The 18,660-nt window shown below is 62.9% G+C and carries 17 protein-coding genes; 11 read left to right on the plus strand and 6 right to left on the minus strand.

Features of this window, described 5'->3' with window-relative positions:
• Positions 1–15 precede the first annotated feature (15 nt).
• Positions 16–417, minus strand: coding sequence for a hypothetical protein (locus DOM58_RS11865; protein ID WP_110693030.1), 402 nt, complete (start codon positions 415–417; stop codon positions 16–18).
• A 446-nt stretch (positions 418–863) separates the two neighbouring features.
• On the opposite strand from DOM58_RS11865, the gene DOM58_RS17590 reads away from it, so the two are divergent.
• The 8 genes from DOM58_RS17590 to DOM58_RS11900 all read left to right on the plus strand — a co-directional run bounded on the left by DOM58_RS17590 (position 864) and on the right by DOM58_RS11900 (position 8,753).
• A complete protein-coding gene (locus DOM58_RS17590) occupies positions 864–1,010 on the plus strand; it encodes a hypothetical protein (RefSeq protein WP_188113815.1) in 147 nt (48 codons plus the stop codon).
• 23 nt (positions 1,011–1,033) lie between these two features.
• Positions 1,034–1,732 (plus strand): metal ABC transporter ATP-binding protein, encoded by a 699-nt coding sequence (locus DOM58_RS11870; RefSeq protein ID WP_110693031.1) that lies wholly within the window; start codon positions 1,034–1,036, stop codon positions 1,730–1,732.
• Positions 1,729–2,613, plus strand: a complete 885-nt coding sequence (locus tag DOM58_RS11875) for a metal ABC transporter permease (RefSeq protein ID WP_075560619.1) — start codon at positions 1,729–1,731, stop codon at positions 2,611–2,613. Before DOM58_RS11870 ends, DOM58_RS11875 begins: the two co-directional genes overlap by 4 nt.
• Positions 2,614–2,684: 71 nt before the next feature.
• Positions 2,685–3,746, plus strand: coding sequence for a metal ABC transporter solute-binding protein, Zn/Mn family (locus DOM58_RS11880; RefSeq protein WP_110693032.1), 1,062 nt, complete (start codon positions 2,685–2,687; stop codon positions 3,744–3,746).
• A 121-nt stretch (positions 3,747–3,867) separates the two neighbouring features.
• The gene (locus DOM58_RS11885; RefSeq protein WP_110693033.1) at positions 3,868–5,130 is read left to right on the plus strand and encodes a winged helix-turn-helix domain-containing protein; all 1,263 of its coding nucleotides are present in this window, start codon (positions 3,868–3,870) and stop codon (positions 5,128–5,130) included.
• Between the two features lie 285 nt (positions 5,131–5,415).
• Positions 5,416–7,590: an FUSC family protein gene (locus tag DOM58_RS11890; RefSeq protein ID WP_188113816.1), complete on the plus strand. Its 2,175-nt coding sequence runs from the start codon at positions 5,416–5,418 to the stop codon at positions 7,588–7,590.
• Positions 7,580–7,795, plus strand: a complete 216-nt coding sequence (locus tag DOM58_RS11895; RefSeq protein ID WP_075560615.1) for a DUF1656 domain-containing protein — start codon at positions 7,580–7,582, stop codon at positions 7,793–7,795. Before DOM58_RS11890 ends, DOM58_RS11895 begins: the two co-directional genes overlap by 11 nt.
• 13 nt (positions 7,796–7,808) lie before the next feature.
• Positions 7,809–8,753: an efflux RND transporter periplasmic adaptor subunit gene (locus DOM58_RS11900; protein WP_110693035.1), complete on the plus strand. Its 945-nt coding sequence runs from the start codon at positions 7,809–7,811 to the stop codon at positions 8,751–8,753.
• A 12-nt stretch (positions 8,754–8,765) separates the two neighbouring features.
• Here the strand turns inward: DOM58_RS11900 and DOM58_RS11905 are convergent, their stop codons facing one another.
• Positions 8,766–10,172, minus strand: coding sequence for a YfcC family protein (locus DOM58_RS11905; protein ID WP_110693036.1), 1,407 nt, complete (start codon positions 10,170–10,172; stop codon positions 8,766–8,768).
• A 157-nt stretch (positions 10,173–10,329) separates the two neighbouring features.
• On the minus strand, positions 10,330–11,475 hold the full coding sequence (locus tag DOM58_RS11910) for a M42 family metallopeptidase (protein WP_223162172.1): 1,146 nt from the start codon (positions 11,473–11,475) through the stop codon (positions 10,330–10,332).
• Positions 11,476–11,593: 118 nt separating this feature from the next.
• Here DOM58_RS11910 and DOM58_RS11915 point away from each other — a divergent pair, with 118 nt between their 5' ends.
• Entirely contained in the window at positions 11,594–12,499 is a 906-nt protein-coding gene (locus DOM58_RS11915) for a polysaccharide deacetylase family protein (RefSeq protein ID WP_110693037.1), read from the plus strand.
• 36 nt (positions 12,500–12,535) lie between these two features.
• On the opposite strand, the gene DOM58_RS11920 is transcribed toward DOM58_RS11915, so the two are convergent.
• Entirely contained in the window at positions 12,536–13,921 is a 1,386-nt protein-coding gene (locus DOM58_RS11920) for a Na+/H+ antiporter family protein (RefSeq protein ID WP_110693038.1), read from the minus strand.
• Between the two features lie 195 nt (positions 13,922–14,116).
• A complete protein-coding gene (locus DOM58_RS11925) occupies positions 14,117–15,769 on the minus strand; it encodes an OpgD/OpgG family glucan biosynthesis protein (RefSeq protein ID WP_110693039.1) in 1,653 nt (550 codons plus the stop codon).
• Between the two features lie 198 nt (positions 15,770–15,967).
• Here DOM58_RS11925 and DOM58_RS11930 point away from each other — a divergent pair, with 198 nt between their 5' ends.
• Positions 15,968–17,224 carry an alpha-hydroxy acid oxidase gene (locus DOM58_RS11930; protein WP_223162173.1) on the plus strand — a complete coding sequence of 419 codons (1,257 nt, stop codon included), beginning with the start codon at positions 15,968–15,970 and terminating at the stop codon, positions 17,222–17,224.
• Here the strand turns inward: DOM58_RS11930 and gloA are convergent.
• Complete coding sequence (gene gloA / locus DOM58_RS11935) at positions 17,221–17,754, minus strand: lactoylglutathione lyase (protein WP_110693041.1); 534 nt, start codon at positions 17,752–17,754, stop codon at positions 17,221–17,223. The genes DOM58_RS11930 and gloA overlap by 4 nt on opposite strands.
• Positions 17,755–17,997: 243 nt before the next feature.
• Here gloA and DOM58_RS11940 point away from each other — a divergent pair, with 243 nt between their 5' ends.
• Complete coding sequence (locus DOM58_RS11940) at positions 17,998–18,531, plus strand: C40 family peptidase (protein ID WP_110693042.1); 534 nt, start codon at positions 17,998–18,000, stop codon at positions 18,529–18,531.
• Positions 18,532–18,660: the final 129 nt, after the last annotated feature.

The following is an 18,660-nucleotide window of genomic DNA, read 5'->3' on the forward strand; positions in this document are numbered from 1 at the left end:
AAGGCACTTGAGTTCTCAGCCAGCACTTTTGACCTGTTCCATAACCCAGTAGCTGTCTTTTTCAACCTCTGACTCAGTGACAAAGTCTCGCTCGAGCATTGCCTTCTGCGCAGTGTGCCATACCCTCAGCATGTCTTTTCCCGTCCCATTGAGAACGCCGCGATAGGTATGGTGCTGTCCGCTACTAAGGTGCCTACCGATTACATTGGTTATCAGCAATAGAGCGAGTTCGTCAGGTTTCATTCTGTCGATTCTGACCGAATAAATGGTCTTTTCTGCGTCCTTGGCAATAGAGACAACTTCCGGTTCTAAAATGCTCTTACTCGGCCCAGCTGATTGATCGAGAAAAGCTTTTGCCTCTTCGACCGTGAGCCTTACCTCATATGGAGGGAATAGCTTCCAAAATAGTTTGCGCATCAACCCTCCTTTGCCTTAACAGGTATTAGACAGCGCGCTCGTTTATTGACTTGAACGCGCACGCGAGTTCAACAATGTTATGCTGCTCACTTTTTTCCATAACATACTGAAAAATCGAAATATTAAGTATAGCTTGGCCATATAACACCAATCATAGTGCCAGCTGCATAACACCGATGAGCGTGCAGGCAGCCTTTCCAACATTTCTGCTTTGGGTCGTTTATAGCCATCCGGACCCGACTATCGAAAGCACATACGCCTCATTAGGCTCATCTGACCTCGGATGCCAATCTGTAACACTTGGTAACTCAGATTTTGCAGCACCACAACCCCGCCAAAAGGCTTGTCGGCGATCTCCTACATACGGGCGCACTCGTAATCTCTGCTTGGCACCCCTTTTGTTATGATATAACCTTTCTGCCTGTTTTCTTCAGGTAGATCTGTTCATGTCACATCGTCACCGCCATCGCCCCGATGGGCCGTGCCACTTTTCCTTGATGTCGCTGGGCGCCGGGCGGCGCGTGTTGCTCGCGCTCATTCCTCTGGCGGTGCTGTGGCTCGTCGCCGGTTGGGCGGGCGGGGTGTTGGGTTGATGGCTCCGTTGCAGACACGATCCATGGCAGAGTCCGACACGCTACTGACGCTGGAATCCCTGTCGCTGGCGCAGGGCAACCGCATGGTGCTGGAGAATATCGACGGTCATTTCGAGGCCGGCACGATTACCGCGCTGGTGGGCGCCAACGGCGCCGGCAAGAGCACGCTGGTCCAGGGCATCATGGGCGAGCTGCGCCCGATCAGCGGCCGCGTTCGCTGCGAGGTTCCCAATGCCCGCCGTGCGTGGTTGCCGCAGCAATTGGCGCTGGACCTGACCTTCCCCATGAGCGTCGAAGAACTGGTGATGAGCGGCTGCTGGCCGACCCACGGCAGCTTCAAGCGTTACGGGCCACCGGAGTATCGCCGTGGTCAGGCGGTGATGCAGCGCCTGGGTCTGCAGGCGTTCGAACACCGCCCGCTGGGCGAGCTTTCCGGCGGCCAGCGCCAGCGCGCCCTGCTCGGCCGCACGCTGATGCAGGAAGCCCAGTTGCTGCTGCTCGATGAGCCGTTCGCCAATGTCGATGCCGCCACCGTCGAGGTGTTGATCGACGTGCTGCGCACCATGGCGGCCGAGGGCGCGGCGATCATTATCGTGCTCCACGATCACGATCAGATGACGCGACTGGCCGATCGCACTCTGCGGCTGGAGCGCGGGCACGGCACCTGGTCGACGCCCTCTCGGGCCGGCGACGCCTCTTCACCGGCGGAGATGCTGACATGATCGATTGGCTGTTCTCTCCGCTGCTGGATTTCGGCTTCATGCGCCGCGCGCTGGTGGCCGGGCTGGCGTTGTCGCTGGTCGCCCCGCCGCTGGGGGTGTTCCTCACGCTGCGCGGCATGAGTCTGGTCGGCGATGCCATGGCCCACGCCGTGTTGCCGGGCGTCGCGGTCGGTTTTCTATTGGCGGGTTTTTCGCTGCCGGCGATGAGCTTCGGCGGCCTGCTCGCGGGGCTGCTGGTGGCGGGGCTGGCGGGCAGCGTGTCGCGCCTGACCGGCCACCGTGAAGACTCGGCCATCGCCAGCTTTTATCTGATTTCGCTCGCCGCCGGGGTGATGTTGATCTCGATGCGTGGCAGCAGCGTCGACCTGACCCATGTGCTGTTCGGCTCGATTCTGGCCGTCAACGGTACCGCGCTGTGGCTGATCGTCAGTGTGTCGAGCCTGACCCTGATCGTGCTGGCCGCGATCTTCCGCATCCTGGTCGTCGAATGTCTCGATCCGCTGTTTCTGCGCGGCCAGGGCATCCGCGGTAGCGCGGTGCACGGGCTGTTTCTGGGCTTGATGGTGCTCAACCTGACCGCCGGTTTTCAGACGCTGGGCACGCTGATGGCCGTCGGCCTAATGATGCTGCCGGCCACCGCCGCGCGCTTCTGGTCGAAGCGGCTCGAGGGCTTGATGGGGCTGGCAATCGCCATCGGCATGGTCTCGAGCGTCGGCGGGCTGCTGCTCTCTTACCACGCCGGCCTACCGTCCGGGCCCTGCATCATTCTGTTTGCCGGCGTGGTCTACCTGCTTTCCGCGCTGTTCGGGCGTTACCACAGCGTCTTTGCCCGCTGGCGCCGCCGGGTTCAACCGATGCTGCCGCCGGACGCTCACGGCTGATCCGGCACTCATCACTCAGTACCCCGCTCCCCGCTGATTCACCACCGTTCCACTTTTTACGAGGATTCACGATGTCCCGCCAATCGATCGCTTCAACGCTTCTCAAGAACGTGCTCGCCGGTAGCCTGAGTATCGCCGCCCTGTCACCGATCTACGCTCACGCGGACCCGCTCAAGGTCGTCACCAGTTTCAGCATTCTCGACGATATGGTCGAAACCGTCGGCGGGGATCATGTCGCGGTCACCTCGCTGGTCGGCCCGGATGGCGATGTGCATGCGTTCTCGCCCAAGCCGGATGATGCAAAGTCACTCGCCGACGCGGATCTGATCGTGGTTAACGGCCTGCAGCTCGAGGGCTGGATCGACCGGCTGATCGACGCCAGCGAATATGAGGGTGACATCGTCGTCGCCAGCGACGGCATCAAGACACGACCGTTCGAAGGTCACGAAGACGAGGCAGGCCACGACCACGGCGATGACCATGGCGATGACCACGACCATGACCATGACCACGACCATGACCATGACCATGACCATGACCATGACCATGACCATGACGATCATGATCACGCCGCTGCCGAGGAAGGCCATCATCATCACGGCGATGTCGATCCGCACGCCTGGCAGGATCTCGAGAACGGCGAACAGTACGCCCGCAACATTCGCGATGCGCTGGTCAAGCTAGACCCCGATAATGCCGACGACTACCAGGCCAACGCCAAGCAGTACATCGAAAAAATGGAAGCGCTGGACGCCGACGCCAAGCAGCGCATGGCGGACATTCCCGAGGCCAATCGGCTGATCATCACCAGCCACGACGCTTTCGGATACTTCGCCGATGCCTATGGCCTGCAGTTGCTTTCGCCGGTGGGCATCAACACGCTGGCCGAGCCCAGCGCCAGCGACATGGGCAACCTGATCAAACAGATCGAGTCCAGCCACGCCAAGGCGCTGTTCCTCGAGAACATGAGCAATCCGGCGCTGATCAATCAGCTGCATGAAGAGACCGGCGTCGCCATCGGCGGCACGCTCTACGCCGACGCGCTGACGCCGGACGGCGAAGGTAGCACTTACCTCGGCATGTTCCAGCACAACGTCGACACCCTGCTCGACGCGCTGGAAGCCGAAGACTAGCGGCCACCAGGCCAGCGCCGCGTCGGCGCTGGTCAGTCCCGGCGCTGGTCAATTGCCTCCGCTTGAACGACACTTTCCCGGCAACCTCCCTTGCCGTTTTCGCCGAGAAAGTGTCCCTCGCATGTCGTCAGTGATTCCCCCGTTCCAACGCCGTCTCACGCTCGCCCAGGCACGTCGCCTTGCCCTGAAAGCGCAGGGATTCACGTCTCGGTCTCCCGATGCCGTCAATCGCGGTCACCTGAATCGTCTGCTGGATCGTCTCGGCGTGCTGCAGATCGATTCCGTCAACGCGCTGGCTCGCTCCCACTATCTGCCGGTCTTCTCGCGTCTCGGCCCTTACCCGACCGCACTGCTCGACGAGGCGGCCTGGAGCCGCAATCGCCACCGGTCACTGTTCGAATACTGGGGCCACGAGGCCTCGCTGCTGCCGATCTCGCTCTACCCAGCGATGCGCTGGCGCATGCGCCGCGCGCAGGACGGCATCGGCATTTACAAGCACCTCGCTCGATTCGGCCGAGAGCGGCGTGAGGTGATCGATCGCGTCTTGGCCAGCGTGCGCGATCACGGCCCGCTGGGCGCCGGCGCGCTGAATACACGTGAAGGCCCGGCCGGGCCCTGGTGGGACTGGAGCGACGAGAAACACGCGCTGGAGTGGCTGTTCGCCGCCGGTGAAGTCACCGTGGCCCGCCGTCGAGGGTTCGAACGGCTTTACGATCTGCCCGAGAGAGTGCTGCCCGCGACGGTACTCAACCAGCCCGAGCCCGATCTACTCGAGGCCCACCGTCAGTTGCTGCGCCAGTCTGCCAGCGCGCTCGGCGTGGCGACCGAGAAGGATCTGCGCGACTACTACCGGCTGGCGCCGCAGGACACCCGTGCCGCGCTGCAGACGTTGATCGAGGACGCCACGCTGACGCCGGTGTCGGTGGAAGGCTGGCGCCAACCGGCTTATGTCGTCGGCGAACCGCGAATCCCCCGCCGGATCGACACCTCCGCCCTGCTTTCCCCGTTCGACTCGCTGATCTGGTTTCGTGAACGGACCGAGCGCCTGTTCGGCTTTCACTATCGACTCGAGTTCTACGTACCGCCGACCAAGCGAGTCTACGGCTACTATGTCATGCCGTTTCTCCACGGCGACCGGCTCATCGGCCGAATCGATCTGCGCGCACGCCGGGCCGACGGTGAACTGACGGTGCTGGCGATTCACCCGGAGCCGGGCATCATCTTCGACGATTCACATCTCACCGCCCTGTCACGGCAGTTCGAGCAGCTGGCAGCGTGGCTGGGATTGCCGCGTATCCATCTCGCCTGCGAACGCCCGCTGGCTCAGAGGCTCTCCACCCACTGGCCGGTCGATGTCAGAAGACGGCGGGAACTATCTTCCTGACCGAGTGTTTGATGGCAACAGTCGTTCCCGACAACGGCCACTTGCCTCAAGGCTCGATCGAGCACGCCGGTCCGTTGCCATCCTTCGCCCTTCTATCGTTCTCCGGTGTTCTCGCCTCACCGATCTTCTGTCTCGGCGGTAGACAAAAGTCGCGTGTAATGAGATTATTCGCAGCCTAACTTTTACTGCGCTTGATACGTTCTCAGACGCGTTTCAGGACTCATTTACCGCGCTCTAACACATCGACCCGTGAATGCCCGCATTCACGGGTCCTGGTCATTTATGATGCGAATTCCTGCCGATCACTGGTTGCTGGCGTTGCGAACGGTGCTGGCCGTCTGGCTGGCGCTGTTCCTGTCGATGCGCCTCGATCTCTATCAGCCCGCCTGGGCGATTCTGGCAGTGATGATCGTGACCCTGCAGCCGGTCATGTTCACCGGCGGCACGCCGCCGATCGGTATCATCATCGGGCGCAGCGTGGCGCGGCTTTTCGGCACGCTGTTCGGCGCCATCGTCGGCTTGGTGATGATCGCGCTGTTCGGCCAGCAACCCATGCTCTATCTGCTGTTTGCCGGCGCGTGGCTGGCGTTCTGCATGTACTGGGTCATGCTCGAGCAGGATGAACACCTCGGCTACGTGATGATGCTCAGCGGCTATACCGCGACGCTGGTGTCGCTGACGGCGATCGGTACCGGCGTCGACAATATCTGGTCGGTGGCGCAAGGGCGTTTCAGCGAGACAGCGCTGGGCATCGGCTGCGGCCTGCTCGCGCACGTGGTGATCGCGCCGCGTTTCGGCAGCCGTGCGCTACCGAGCGCGCTTTCCCGCTTTCTTTCCCAGGCCGCCACCGGAACGCTGACGACGCTCGCCGAACCACGCTCTCAGACACGCTCTCAGCCACGTTCTCAGGCGACTCGCGACGCCCCGCTGAAAGCGCTGTTCCAGCATTATCAGCAGTTCGAGAAGCTGCGGGGGCTGGCCCGGCTGGAGACTCGCCGTCTCAGTCATTTCATCCCCGCGCTGGACCGCTTCGCCAGTGACGGCCTGGCGCTGATCACTGCCGTGCGCGAACTGGAAACGGCACTCGACTATCTGCGCCACTGCGACGACGGCGAGCGCTGGCTGACCGAATTGAGACAGCAGGCGCTACCGCTGCTCCGGGCCATCGAGTCCGAACCGGATGGCAAGCCGACCGAACGCCTATCGCTGGCCGATTTCGACTGGAAAGATGACGCCATCGCACCGCGCACCCGCGCCCGGGCGGAGCTGGTTCGCCAGCGCCTGGGCGAAGTGCTGGGGCTTCTGCAGCATGGCCGTCGACTGCGCAACGCGCTCGACGATCCGACCTCGTCGAAGGTCAAGGCGCTGCCCCGTCAACGCCGTTCTCGCGTCACCCACAACGAACACTTTGTCGCCCGCTACAACGCTTTTCGTGTGTTCATCGCCTTCGAGCTGCTGGGCCAGATCTGGGTGCACAGCGGCTGGCACTCCGGTTATCTGGCGATGATGCTGCTCGGCGTCTTCACCATGCTGTTCGCCAAGGCGCCCACCCCCGCCGCCGTGGTCTATCAATTCCTGTGGGGCTCGATCGCCGCGGTCATTCTGGGCGGCATTCTGCTGTTTCTGGTGCTGCCGGCCATCAACGGCTTTCCACTGCTAGCCATCGCCATCGGCATTCCGGTCGCCATCGGCACCCTGATGACGCCGCACCCGCGCTGGTCGCTGATCGGGCTGGCCGGAGCCATTACCATGATGACCCTGCTCAATCTGCATTCGACCTACACCTTCTCGCCCACGAGCTACATCAATGGCGGGCTGGCTTCGATCATTGGCACCATCGCCTCCATGATCACCTACTCGCTGTTCCGCCAGCGCTCCGCGCAAGAACGGATCGAGACGCTGATGACCGCCTACTGGCGAGGTCTCGGCCGGCTGCTTCGGGAAAAGTCATTGCCCAATCGGGCGCGGCTGGAAAGTCGTCTCTACGACCGCCTGGGCCGACTGGTCGCGCTGGGCGGCAGTGACAGCGCCGTGCGCGAAGCCATCGACCTGCATGCGCTGGCGCTCTGTGTATGGAGGATCCGCCGTCTGCGCGATGCGCTCGGCCCCCACCGCGCGGAGATAGAAGCCTGGCTCGGCGATATCGGCAGGCGCGTGGTTGCCCGGCGCCGTCACGATCCCGCCGTCTGGCACGAACTCGCCGACGAGGCCGTCGGCTGGGGCGAACGGCTCTATCACCAGGCCCATCTGCCGATCGCCAGCATCGGCGAAATCGCCATGCTGGGCCATCTGATGCGTGAAGCACCCGGGGTCGCGCTCGAAGCCCGCGCCGGTGAAGCTACCGATGAGAGTCTTGATGAGAGCCTCGATGGGCCCGGCGATGCGGACTCTGAAACGACCGCCAGCACGTCTACGTCTACGGCCAACGCTACGCCCGGAGGATCCCGACATGCTGACTGAGTGGTCGTTTCTGGGGTTTCTGTTACCGCCGCTGGCCGTTCCCGTTCTGCTGGCGCTGGGGCTCTATCTGCTGCTTCGCCGCCTTTTCGTCCGCCTGGGGCTCTATCACTGGTTCTGGCAACCGGTGCTGGCGGATATCGCCATTTTCGCTTTGCTGCTGTGGTCGGTGCTCGCCCTCACGGGCTCGCTACCGATCGCTGGATAAGGAAAAGACCTTGATGAACTGGCCTACCGGACTCCGCAAGAGTGTGCGGCTACTCCTGACCCTTGCCCTGGTCGTCGCCGCGATCATTGCCGTCGCCCAGATCTGGAATCACTACATGCACGACCCGTGGACCCGCGACGGCCGCGTGCGTGCCGACGTGGTCAATCTGGGCACCGATGTCGCCGGGCTCGTCGACGATCTCGAGGTCCACGACAACCAACGAGTGGCCAAAGGCGACGTGCTGTTCACCATCGATCAGCAGCGCTACCAGCTGGCGCTGGACGAAGCCCAGGCCAATCTCCATCAGCTGTCGCAGCAGCGTGACGAAGCGCAGGCAGCCAACAGTCGTCGCCAGCGGCTGAAGAACTACGTCTCGCAGGAAGACAAGGACAACGCCCGCTTCTCGCTGGCCACGGCCCAGGCCGCCGTCGAGCAGGCCAAGGTCGAAGTCGATCAGGCCAAGCTGGATCTGGAGCGCGCCACCGTGCGCGCGCCGGTCGACGGCTACGTCACCAACCTGCTGCTGCGCCCCGGCCAGTACGTAAGCGTGGGAGCCGATGCCATGACGCTGGTCGATGCCGAAAGCTTCTACGTGCTGGGCTACTTCGAGGAGACCAAGCTCGACAGCATCGATATCGGCGCGCCGGTTCGCGTCCAGCTGCTCTCCAGCGACCAGGCCATCTGGGGCCATGTCGACAGCTTCGCCCGCGGTATCAGCGACGGCAGCCTCAGCAGCCAGAACAACGGGCTGGCCGCGGTCAACGCCTCCTTCGATTGGGTACGGCTCTCCCAGCGGATTCCGGTACGCATCGCGCTGGACGACATCCCCGCAGGCACCAAGCTCTCCGCGGGCCTGACCGCCACGGTCTATCTCGACAGCAACCGCCAAGGCCGCGAGGACTCGCCCGGCTGGTGGAAGCCGATCCGCCAGTGGTGGGAAGGGCTGATCAGTATCTGACGTCCAGCGGCATCACCCCGGGCCCCAATCGATGGCGACGGCGATCGCCAATATCACCCAGCTCAGCAGGAACGCCTGCAGCAGCATCGGGAAGAAGAAGCGCACCCAGACGTCATAGGGCACCCGTGCCATCGCCAGCATGGCGAGCGTGCCGCCCGAGGTGGGCACGATGAGGTTGGTCAGGCCGTCGCCGACCTGAAACGCCAGGATCGCGGTCTGCCGGGTCATCCCGATCAGATCCGACAGCGGAATCATGATCGGCATCGTTGCCATCGCCTGGCCGCTGCCGGAAGGAATGAAGAAGTTGATGACCGAGTGAACCAGGGTCATAGCCAGCGTCGAGACCAGCACCGGCATGTGGCCCAGCGGTTCGGCCAGGGTGTGAACGATGGTGTCGCCGATCTGGCCCTGTTCGAGCAGTACCTGCAGCCCTCTCGCCAGGCCTACCAGCAACGCTCCGGTCGTCACCGAGGCCGCGCCCTCGAAGAAGTACGTGTTGATCTTCGAAGCCGGCAGCCGCGCCATCAGCCCCGCCACGATAGCGATCGCCAGGAAGGTGGCGGATATCTCGTCGATGTACCAGCCGTAGCTGAATACGCCATAGAGCATGATCGCGAGCCCGATCACGAACGTGCCCAGCACGCGATAGTCGCTGGCGTTCAGCCGATAGTCGGCGAGCGGCTTGCGCAGCGAGCTGCCTTCGTCCTCGGCATCGCGCAGCAGCGTAGCGTTACTGTCGCGCCTGAGCTTCTTCATGTAGCGGCTGGTGTGATGCGCCAGCAGGCACAGCGCACCGACGCACAACACGCTGCGAAGCCCGGCCCCGGAGAACAGCGGCAGATCGGCAATCTGGTCCGAAACGCCGACGGTGTAGACGTTGATCGGCGAGGTGGCGAAGCCAATACCCACGCCGCCCAGCGCGATACTGGTTCCCACCAGACGGTCGCCGCCCATCGCCCGCCCCAGCAGCACGGCGATCGGGATCAGCGCGATGTTGTTCTCGTAACCCACCGCCACACCGAGTGCGCCGAAGACGAAGGTCATCAGCCAGATCAGCGGCACCGGATGATCGGAGCCCAGGCGTTTGACCAGGGTGCCGACCATGTTTTCCAGCGCGCCAGTCGCTTCGAGTACGCGGAATAGTCCGCCGCCGATCAATACCACAATGATGATGCTCGCCGCCTGAACCATGCCCAGCGGCACGACGTGAAAGATTTCCAGGAAGGAAGGAGACGCGGCGTCGATCAAATGGAAAGTGCCGGGAATGACGGCGCTACGGCCATCGATCTCATGCCGATCGAAAGTCCCGGCGGGGATGATCAGCGTCATAACCCAGACCACGATCAACAGACAGAAAATCAGAATGGCGGGATGCGGTACGCGTTCGTACCAGCGCAGAGTGCCGGTCGCTTTTGTCATGAGAACCCCCAGACGATGTTGTTGTTGGTGACGTGGTGTTCAGATTTTGACGGTGCTTTAGATTTCGATACTGCTCAGATGTTGACTGTCTTGGTTTGTGATGCGGCTACGCCGACTAGCCGGCCCGAGCTGTTGGCCCGGGCCGGCGTCACGCCACTCAGTCGAAGTAGCTGAAGGTCTCGCCGGGCTTGATGTCGAGCAGGGTGTGGTAGATCAGCTCGATCACGTTCTCGACGTCCTGCTTGTGGACCATCTCGACGGTGGTATGCATGTAACGCAGCGGCAGCGAGATCAACGCCGAGGCGACACCGGAATTGCTGTAGGCGAAGGCGTCGGTATCGGTGCCGGTGGCGCGCGAGCGCGGCAGGCGCTGGAACGGAATCTTCTGCTCGGTCGCGACCTTGATCAGCCGTTCGCGCAGCCTGTTCTGGATCGCCGGGGCATAGCAGATCACCGGGCCGTCGCCGATCTTGTTGGCGCCCTCACGCTTGGGTTCGATCATCGGCGTCGAGGTGTCGTGGCTGACATCGGTGACGATCGCCACGTTGGGATCGAGCCGTTCGGCGATCATCTCCGCGCCGCGCAGGCCAACCTCTTCCTGCACCGCGTTGACGATGTAGAGACCGAAATCGAGCTTCTGCTTGCGCGCCTTCAGCAGCCGCGCCACTTCCGCGATCATGAAGCCGCCGATGCGGTTGTCGATCGCCCGGCACACGAGCTTGTCGCCGTTGAGGACGAAGAATTCGTCCGGGTAAGTGATCACGCAGCCGACATGGACGCCGAGCGCTTCGACTTCGTCCTTGGTGCTGCAGCCGACGTCGATGAAGATATTGTCGAGCTCGGGCGGTTGTTCCTTCGGGCCCTGGCGACGGGTATGGATCGCCGGCCAGCCGAACACACCCTGGACGATGCCGTTGTCGGTATGGATGTTGACGCGCTTGGAAGGCGCGATCTGATGATCGCTGCCGCCGTTGCGGACGACGTAGATCAGGCCGTTGTCGGTGATGTAGTTGACGTACCAGGAGATCTCGTCGGCGTGGCCTTCGATCACCACCTTGTACTCGGCGTCGGGATTGATCACGCCGACCGCGGTGCCGTAGGTGTCGGTGATGAACTCATCCACGTACGGGCGCAGGTATTCCATCCACAGCTTCTGCCCTTCCCACTCGTAGCCGGTGGGCGAGGCGTTGTTGAGATAGCGCTCCAGAAACGTCATCGCTTCTGCATTGAGCGGCGTGGCGCCACGCTTCGTCGTCTTGGTGGTTTTAGCGGTCTTGGGGCTCTTGTCGGTGCTTTTACTCATCCATCTTCCCTAACGAGTCATGAAGGTGACTCTAGCTTAGCAGCCTATGAAGCGTGATTGCCTCATCGGTCTCGTTCGCGTCTACGCTAGTGGTCCCACTCGATCTGGAGAGACAAGGATGACTCGCCGCCCGCTACGCCACCATCAACGCTTCGATTACCGCGCCATCACCGACAGGGACACGTGGCGCTGGCCCGGCGATACCGACCTCGCCGTCTATATCGGTTTCAACCTGGAGCATTACGCTTTCGGCGAGGGGCGCGGCGTGGGGATCGCGCCACCAGCACCGGAGGGCGAACCGGATGTGCTCAATTACGCCTGGCGCGACTACGGCAATCGCGTCGGCGCGTGGCGCTGCCTGGAACTCTTCGAGTCGCTGAACCTGCCGATTGGCGTGATCGCCAACACCTCGATTCTCGATCACTGCCCGACGCTACTGGACGCGTTCCAGGCGCGTGGTGACGAGCTCATCGCTCATGGTCATACCAATGCCGAGCGCCAAGGCCAGATGAGTGAAGCGCAGGAGCGCGAGCTGATCCACGACTGCCGGGACCGGCTCGCCGAACGCTATGGCGCCACGCCAAGTGGCTGGTTGTCACCCTGGATTTCGGAGAGCGAGACGACGCCCGACCTGCTGCGCGAAGCGGGATTCGGCTACTCCCTCAACTGGGCCCACGACGACCGCCCGATCACCATGCAGACGGCTCACGGCGATCTGTGGGCGATCCCCTACCCGCAGGAGCTCAATGATATTCCGACGATATCGGCCCATCGCGTCTCGATGGACGAGTTCGCCACCATGATTCGCGATCAGTTCCATGAGCTTCGGGAACAGTCCCGCCACCAGCCGCTGGTCATGGGTATCGCGTTGCATCCGTGGCTGATCGGTCAGCCGTTCCGACTGCGCCAGTTGCGCGAAGTGCTTGGTGAACTTGCGGCCTATGGCGAGGCCGAGCGGGTCTGGTGGACCACGCCCGGCGCCATCGCCGGTTACGCCAGCCAGCAGACGGCCTCGCGCTCGTAGCTCGTAGCTCGTAGCTCGTAGCTCGTAGCTCGTAGCTCAAAGCACCATCGCTGCGACCCACCCGAAGGCCAGCAGCGGCACGTTGTAGTGCAGGAAGGTCGGCACCACGCTGTCCCAGATATGGTCGTGCTGACCATCGGCATTGAGCCCGGCGGTCGGGCCCAGGGTGGAATCCGAGGCCGGCGAGCCGGCATCGCCCAGCGCCGCCGCGGTGCCCACCAGAGCGACGGTCGCCAGCGGCGAGAAGCCGAAGCTCAGCGCCAGCGGCACGTAGAGCGAGGCGATGATGGGAATGGTCGAGAACGACGAGCCGATGCCCATGGTGATGAACAGACCCACGATAAGCATGATCAGCGCCGCCAACCCCTTGTGGTCGCCGATCATCGCCGCGGAACTCGTCACCAGGCTGTCGACGGAACCGGTCGCCTGCATCACCCCGGCGAAACCGGCGGCGGCGATCATGATGAAACCGACCTGGGCCATCATCCGCATGCCTTCGGTGAAGACATCGTCCTGTTCGCGCCAGCGAAACACGCCGCTAACTGACAATAATGCGAAGCCGAACAGCCCGCCCAGCACCATCGACTCGGTAAGCAGTTGAACGACAACGGTGCCGGCGAGAGCGAGCGCCAGCACCAGTTTCTGCCAAGACTCGAGACGTTGGCCGGCCCCTTCGAACTGATCTTGGGCTCGGGCCTGGGCCTGGACCTGAGCGGACTCGGGGTTCTGACCGACGAGCGCACGGTCTTGGTAATCCCGCGGACGACGATAGCTGAAGAACACCGCCACCAGCAGCCCCAGTGCCATGCCGCCGATGGGTATCGCCATCGCCAGCGGCACCTGCGCGGCCTCGATATGAAGGCCGAGATCCGCGCCGCTGGCGTTGAGATTGCCGAGCAGGATGTCGTTGAGAAAGATCGCCCCGAAGCCCACCGGCAACAGCATGTAGGGCGCGGTGATGCCGAAGGTGATGACGCAGGCCACGGCGCGTCGATCGAGCCTGAGACGATTCATCAGCACCAGCAGCGGCGGCACCAGAATCGGAATGAAAGCGATATGCACCGGGATCAGGTTCTGCGAGCTGATCGCGGCCAGCAGCAGACAGCCCAGCAAACCCAGCGTCACCTTGCGCCGACCTGCTCCGACGCCCTCGAGATGAAATCGCTCGACGGCGCGGCGAGCGAGCCCCTGAGTAATTCCCGAACGCGACAGCGCTACCGCAAACGCTCCCAGCACTGCATAGGAGATGGCGACCGTCGCCCCGTTACCCAGCCCGCCATTGAAGGCCTCGAGAATCCCGTCCAGCGGCATTCCCGCGTAGAGTCCGCCCACAAGTGCCGCAACGATCAACGCAAACACCACCGAGACCCGCGCCAGACTCAACGTGACCATGATCAGAATGGCCAGCACCACAGCATTCATGAATCGCCTCTTTTCAAACCGTGAACCCTGCCTGCCGGGCCCTGCCGCCAGACGAAGCCGCCGATGATATCGACCCCGCCAGTGAACGCCAGGAAAAATCGGAAAAAAGCGGATTGCCGCCAACCAAACGGGGCGGCCAACTGGCCGCCCCGTTCGTGGTGTCCTTCTATCGTCGTTGTCAGTGCCTTGGCGTTATCAGCTGGCCGCCGGATGCGCGGGATAGTTTCTCTCTTCCGGCGGGGTCGGGAAGTACTGATAGAGCCAGGTTTCGCTCACCGCCTTGTCATCGGCGGTCAGGTTCAGGCGCATGTTGATCGGATCGGTGGAATCGCTGGTCGGGTACCAGTCGAACTGGATGCGGAAGCCGTCGATCTCCTCGACCCACAGAATCTCGAGCTGCTTGACGTCGCCTTCGGGCACGTCGAGCTGGGTATGGATGCCGATATCGTTGTCATAGAAGTGCTTGAGCTGACCGCCGATGAAATCCACCGCGATGCGCTTGGCCCAGACTTCGGGATAGTGCTCTCCCGGCGCCCAGCCCTCGGGGAAACCACCGATACCGGTGAAGGTCTTGCGCACCCGAGCCAGATCCGGCTTGACCGGCGGTTGCGCGCTCCAGTGGAGTTTGTAGCCGTAGCTCAGCGTCTGCCCCGGCTCGATCGCCTGCTCCGGCTTCCAGAACGCCACTACGTTGTCCATGGTCTCGCCGGTGGTGGGGATTTCGAGCATCTGGATGGCGCCCTTGCCCCACTGGCCCTTGGGCTCGACCCACAGACTCGGACGCTTGTGATAGTTGCCGACGATGTCTTCGTAATGGCTGAAGTCGTGGTCCGTCTGCAGCAGGCCGAAGCCCTTGGGATTGTCGTCTGCAAAGGTATTGAACTGGACCCGCGGCGGATTGTTGAGAGGCCGGCAGACCCACTCGCCGTTGCCACGCCACATCGACAGTCGATCGGAGTCGTGGATCTGCGGGTGGAAGGTCAGGCACATGTCGCGCTGCTGGGTACCGCAGCTGAACATGCTGGTCATCGGGGTGACACCGAGCTGGGCGATCGTTTCGCGCGGATAGAGGTGCTTGTCGATATCCATCACCACACGGTCGTCTTCGCAATGAATGACGAAACGATAGGCCCCGGCAAGGCTCGGAGAATCGAGCAGCGCATAGGCGGTAAACGTGGTCGCGCCCTTCTCCGGCGTCTCGAACCAGAACCGCGTGAAGGCGGGAAACTCCTCCTTGTTGCCGTCGCTGTAGGTATTCACTGTCACGCCGCGCGCCGAAAGGCCGTATTGATAGGTGTCATCGACCGCGCGGAAATAGCTGGCGCCCAGAAACGAGACGATATCGCGCTCGGTCAGCGAAGGCTCCTTGAACACGCGGAATCCCGCGAAGCCGAGATCGCCCTGGCCTTCGAGCTGCGATACGTCGACATCGGCCTTGGAGTAGTCGAACAGATCCGGGCGGAAATGGATCTCCTTGGCCTTCTGGCTGCCAGGATCGATGGAGTACATCCGCACCGGTTGGTTGAACGCCATGCCAACATGGAAAAACTGGATATCGAGCGGGCCATTCATGCGGTTCCACAACGAATGGTCGGGATCGTAACCGATGGCGTTGTACTGCTGCGGCGTCAGATTGGCGAGCGTCGGCGGTAGCTGCTCGACGTTGCTCTGATAGGCCTTGGCTGCCAGACCCTTGGCGAACTGCTGTAGCCAATCGAAGCTGAACGCCTCGGACTGCCCATCGGCGATACCGCTGGAAGCCCGCGCCGCCGCAAACAGCGGGGCCGAGGGCAGACCATACCAGGCGGCCAACGCGATGGAGCTCTTCAGCAGGGTTCTACGATCCATGAACACGCATCCTTTAGTGAATTGCCGTCGATGTCGCAGCATACCCGATCGTCGCGAATCGGGCTGCCTCGGGAAGAATCTCCTATCAGACGCCATCGCGCTGGCGGGGTTCCGTTCCTCGCCGTTGGTGGAATCGCCGGAAAACGAGTGGCGTGCTAACGTCGATCGCATCGTCATCCGCCGACCGCGAGAGGCCCCGTGAAACGACGCTACTCCTCCCATTACCGCTGGCACCGCGCCCAGAGCATCGACGAGCTTGCATGGATGGCGCGTCGCCGACTCCCCGCCTTCGCCTGGGAGTATGTCCACGGCGGTTCGGAAGACGAGATCACCCTCGGCGACAACCGCCGCGCCTTTGCCGCCTGGGGCTGGCAGCCGCGCACCCTGGTCGACGTCGAAGCCCGCGACAGCCGAACCCGGCTGCTGGATGGCCCCGCCGAACTGCCACTGGCGATCGCGCCCACCGGCTACAACGGCATGCTGTGGCGGGACGGCGATATCGCCCTGGCGAAGGCCGCGGCCAGTCGCGGCATCCCGTTCACCCTGAGCACGGTCTCCTGCGCCAGCCTCGAGCAGATCGCCGCTGCGGTGCCGGCGGTGAGGCTCTGGTTTCAGCTCTACGTGCTGGACGATGAAGCGGTTCGCAACGACATGCTCGAACGGGCGAAACACGCCGGCGCCGAAGTACTGATGGTCACCACGGACACCGTGGTGCTGGGGCGTCGGGAGTGGGATTCGAGGAGCTATCTCAACCCGCGGCGTCTGGCGTGGCCTTACCTGCTGGACGCCGGTCTGCATCCGCAGTGGGCCTATCGTGCGCTCTGGCCCCAGGGATTGCCGACGCTGGGCAACTTGATGAAATATCTGCCCAGGGAGCAGCAGAGCGCCGGCAGTGCTGCCGGCTACATCAATCAGCGCATGACGCGTCGGCTGACCTGGGAAGTGCTGGCCGATATCCGCAAGCGTTGGCCCGGCAAGCTGCTGATCAAGGGAATTCTCAACGCCGAGGACGCGCGCGAGGCCAAGCGCATCGGCGCCGACGGCGTGGTCGTCACCAATCACGGCGGGCGCCAGCTCGACGGTGCCCCGGCGACGCTGGACGCCCTGCCCGAAGTGGTCGACGCGGTAGGCGATTCGATGCACGTGCTGCTGGATAGCGGCGTTCGACGCGGAAGCGACATCGCCAAGGCGGTAGCGCTGGGCGCCGAAGGCGTGCTGTGCGGACGCGCCACGCTCTACGGCTTGGCACTCGGCGGCGAAGCGGGTGCGGCCCACGCCATCGATCTGCTCAAGGATCAGCTGCACAACGTGATGGCCCAGCTCGGCCGCCCCGCTCTCGACCAGCTCGATGCCAGCTGTCTGCGCCGTTCACCCTATGCATCGACCCAAGGCGACTCACCCCAGCGCCCAAGCAACGCCCTGCCGGGTGGAGAGACGCCGGGCGATGTGCCCTAGGCTCCCAGTCCTTTCGACAGCGAGGGCTGGACGACTTCGATCCAGTAACCGTCGGGATCCTTGACGAAGATCACGTTCTTCATCTTTCCCTGGTCCGAGCGCTTCTTGAATTCGACGGCGTTGGCATCGAACCACTGCTCTGCCGCTGCCAGATCCGGCACCGAGAAGCAGATATGTCCGAAACCCTGGGGCTCGGCGTTGCCGTCGTGGTAGCTGAGGTCGGGGTCGTTCTCGCTGCCCCAGTTGTGAGTCAGCTCCAGCACGCCTTTCTGCGAGAAGGTGTAGGCGGTGCGCTCGCCGTCGTCCTCGGGGATGGCGCTTTCGTCGTCGACCCGCGCCAGAAAGTAGAGCGTGAACTGCATCTCGGGGAAATCGAGCTTGCGCAGCAGGCGCATGCCGAACACGCGGGTATAAAACGCGAGCGAGACCTCGGGATCCTTGGCCCGCAGCATGGTGTGGTTGAGCACGAAACCCTGGCTATCGGCGGTGGCGGGCTGCACGCCTGGAACCTGATCTTCGGCGATCGTCATGGAACACTCCTTGGGCTGACGATGAAAAGAGGGACTAAGACGGATGATGACGACGTCGAGGGCGAAGGCATCGGTGGGAAAGATGAGGGCACCGTCCGGCCGTCACAAGCGTCGACGTCGATGCCGGTCATGTCGCTGACCGACCCGGCCGACGACTTTGCGCTACCCGGACTCTGCTCTACACTCGGTTGAAACCGGCAAACAGGGCCCACGGGCATGGCGACAGGCACGATTCCCCACCCCATGACGCAACGCGCTGTCACACATCGAACCCGCGCTTGCCGACCGCCGGCTCTTTCTCGCCTAAGCCTGTTATTCACCGGGCTGCTTTTGCTTCTGCTGGCCGGCTGCAGCACGCAGAAGGCGATCGTCACTCGCGACGACGGACCCGCCATCGATGGCAACAACCTTTCCATCGACCGCATTCTGGTGATGTCGGCGGCAAAGGATGCGCTCGGCACGCCTTATCAATGGGGCGGCAGCACGCCCAGGGGCTACGACTGCTCGGGACTGGTTCAGATGGCCTACGGCAAGATCGGCGTCTCGTTGCCACGGACGTCCAACGATCAGTTTCACGCTCTGAAAGAGATCGATGTTGCCCGTCCCGGCGATCTGCTGTTTTTCGGCGCCGGCAGCCACGCCACCCATGTCGGTATCTACATGGGGGATCGCCAGATGATCCATGCCCCCGGCAGTGGGCGAACCGTCAGCGTCTCGTCGCTGGATATCCGCTATTGGCGCAAGCACTACCTGGGCGCGGCCGCCCCCACGAACTGACCGGGTCGTCGTAGCCCGCGCACGGATTCGAGAGTGCCAACTGGGGGCGGCATGTGAGGGAAAAACCGCCGCGCCCTTGAGATATCGGATCTTGGCTACCACGTTATGGGTACGTCACTCATCCATGTT

The organism is Salinicola halophyticus (assembly GCF_003206695.1).
GTDB classification, from domain to species: domain Bacteria; phylum Pseudomonadota; class Gammaproteobacteria; order Pseudomonadales; family Halomonadaceae; genus Salinicola; species Salinicola halophyticus.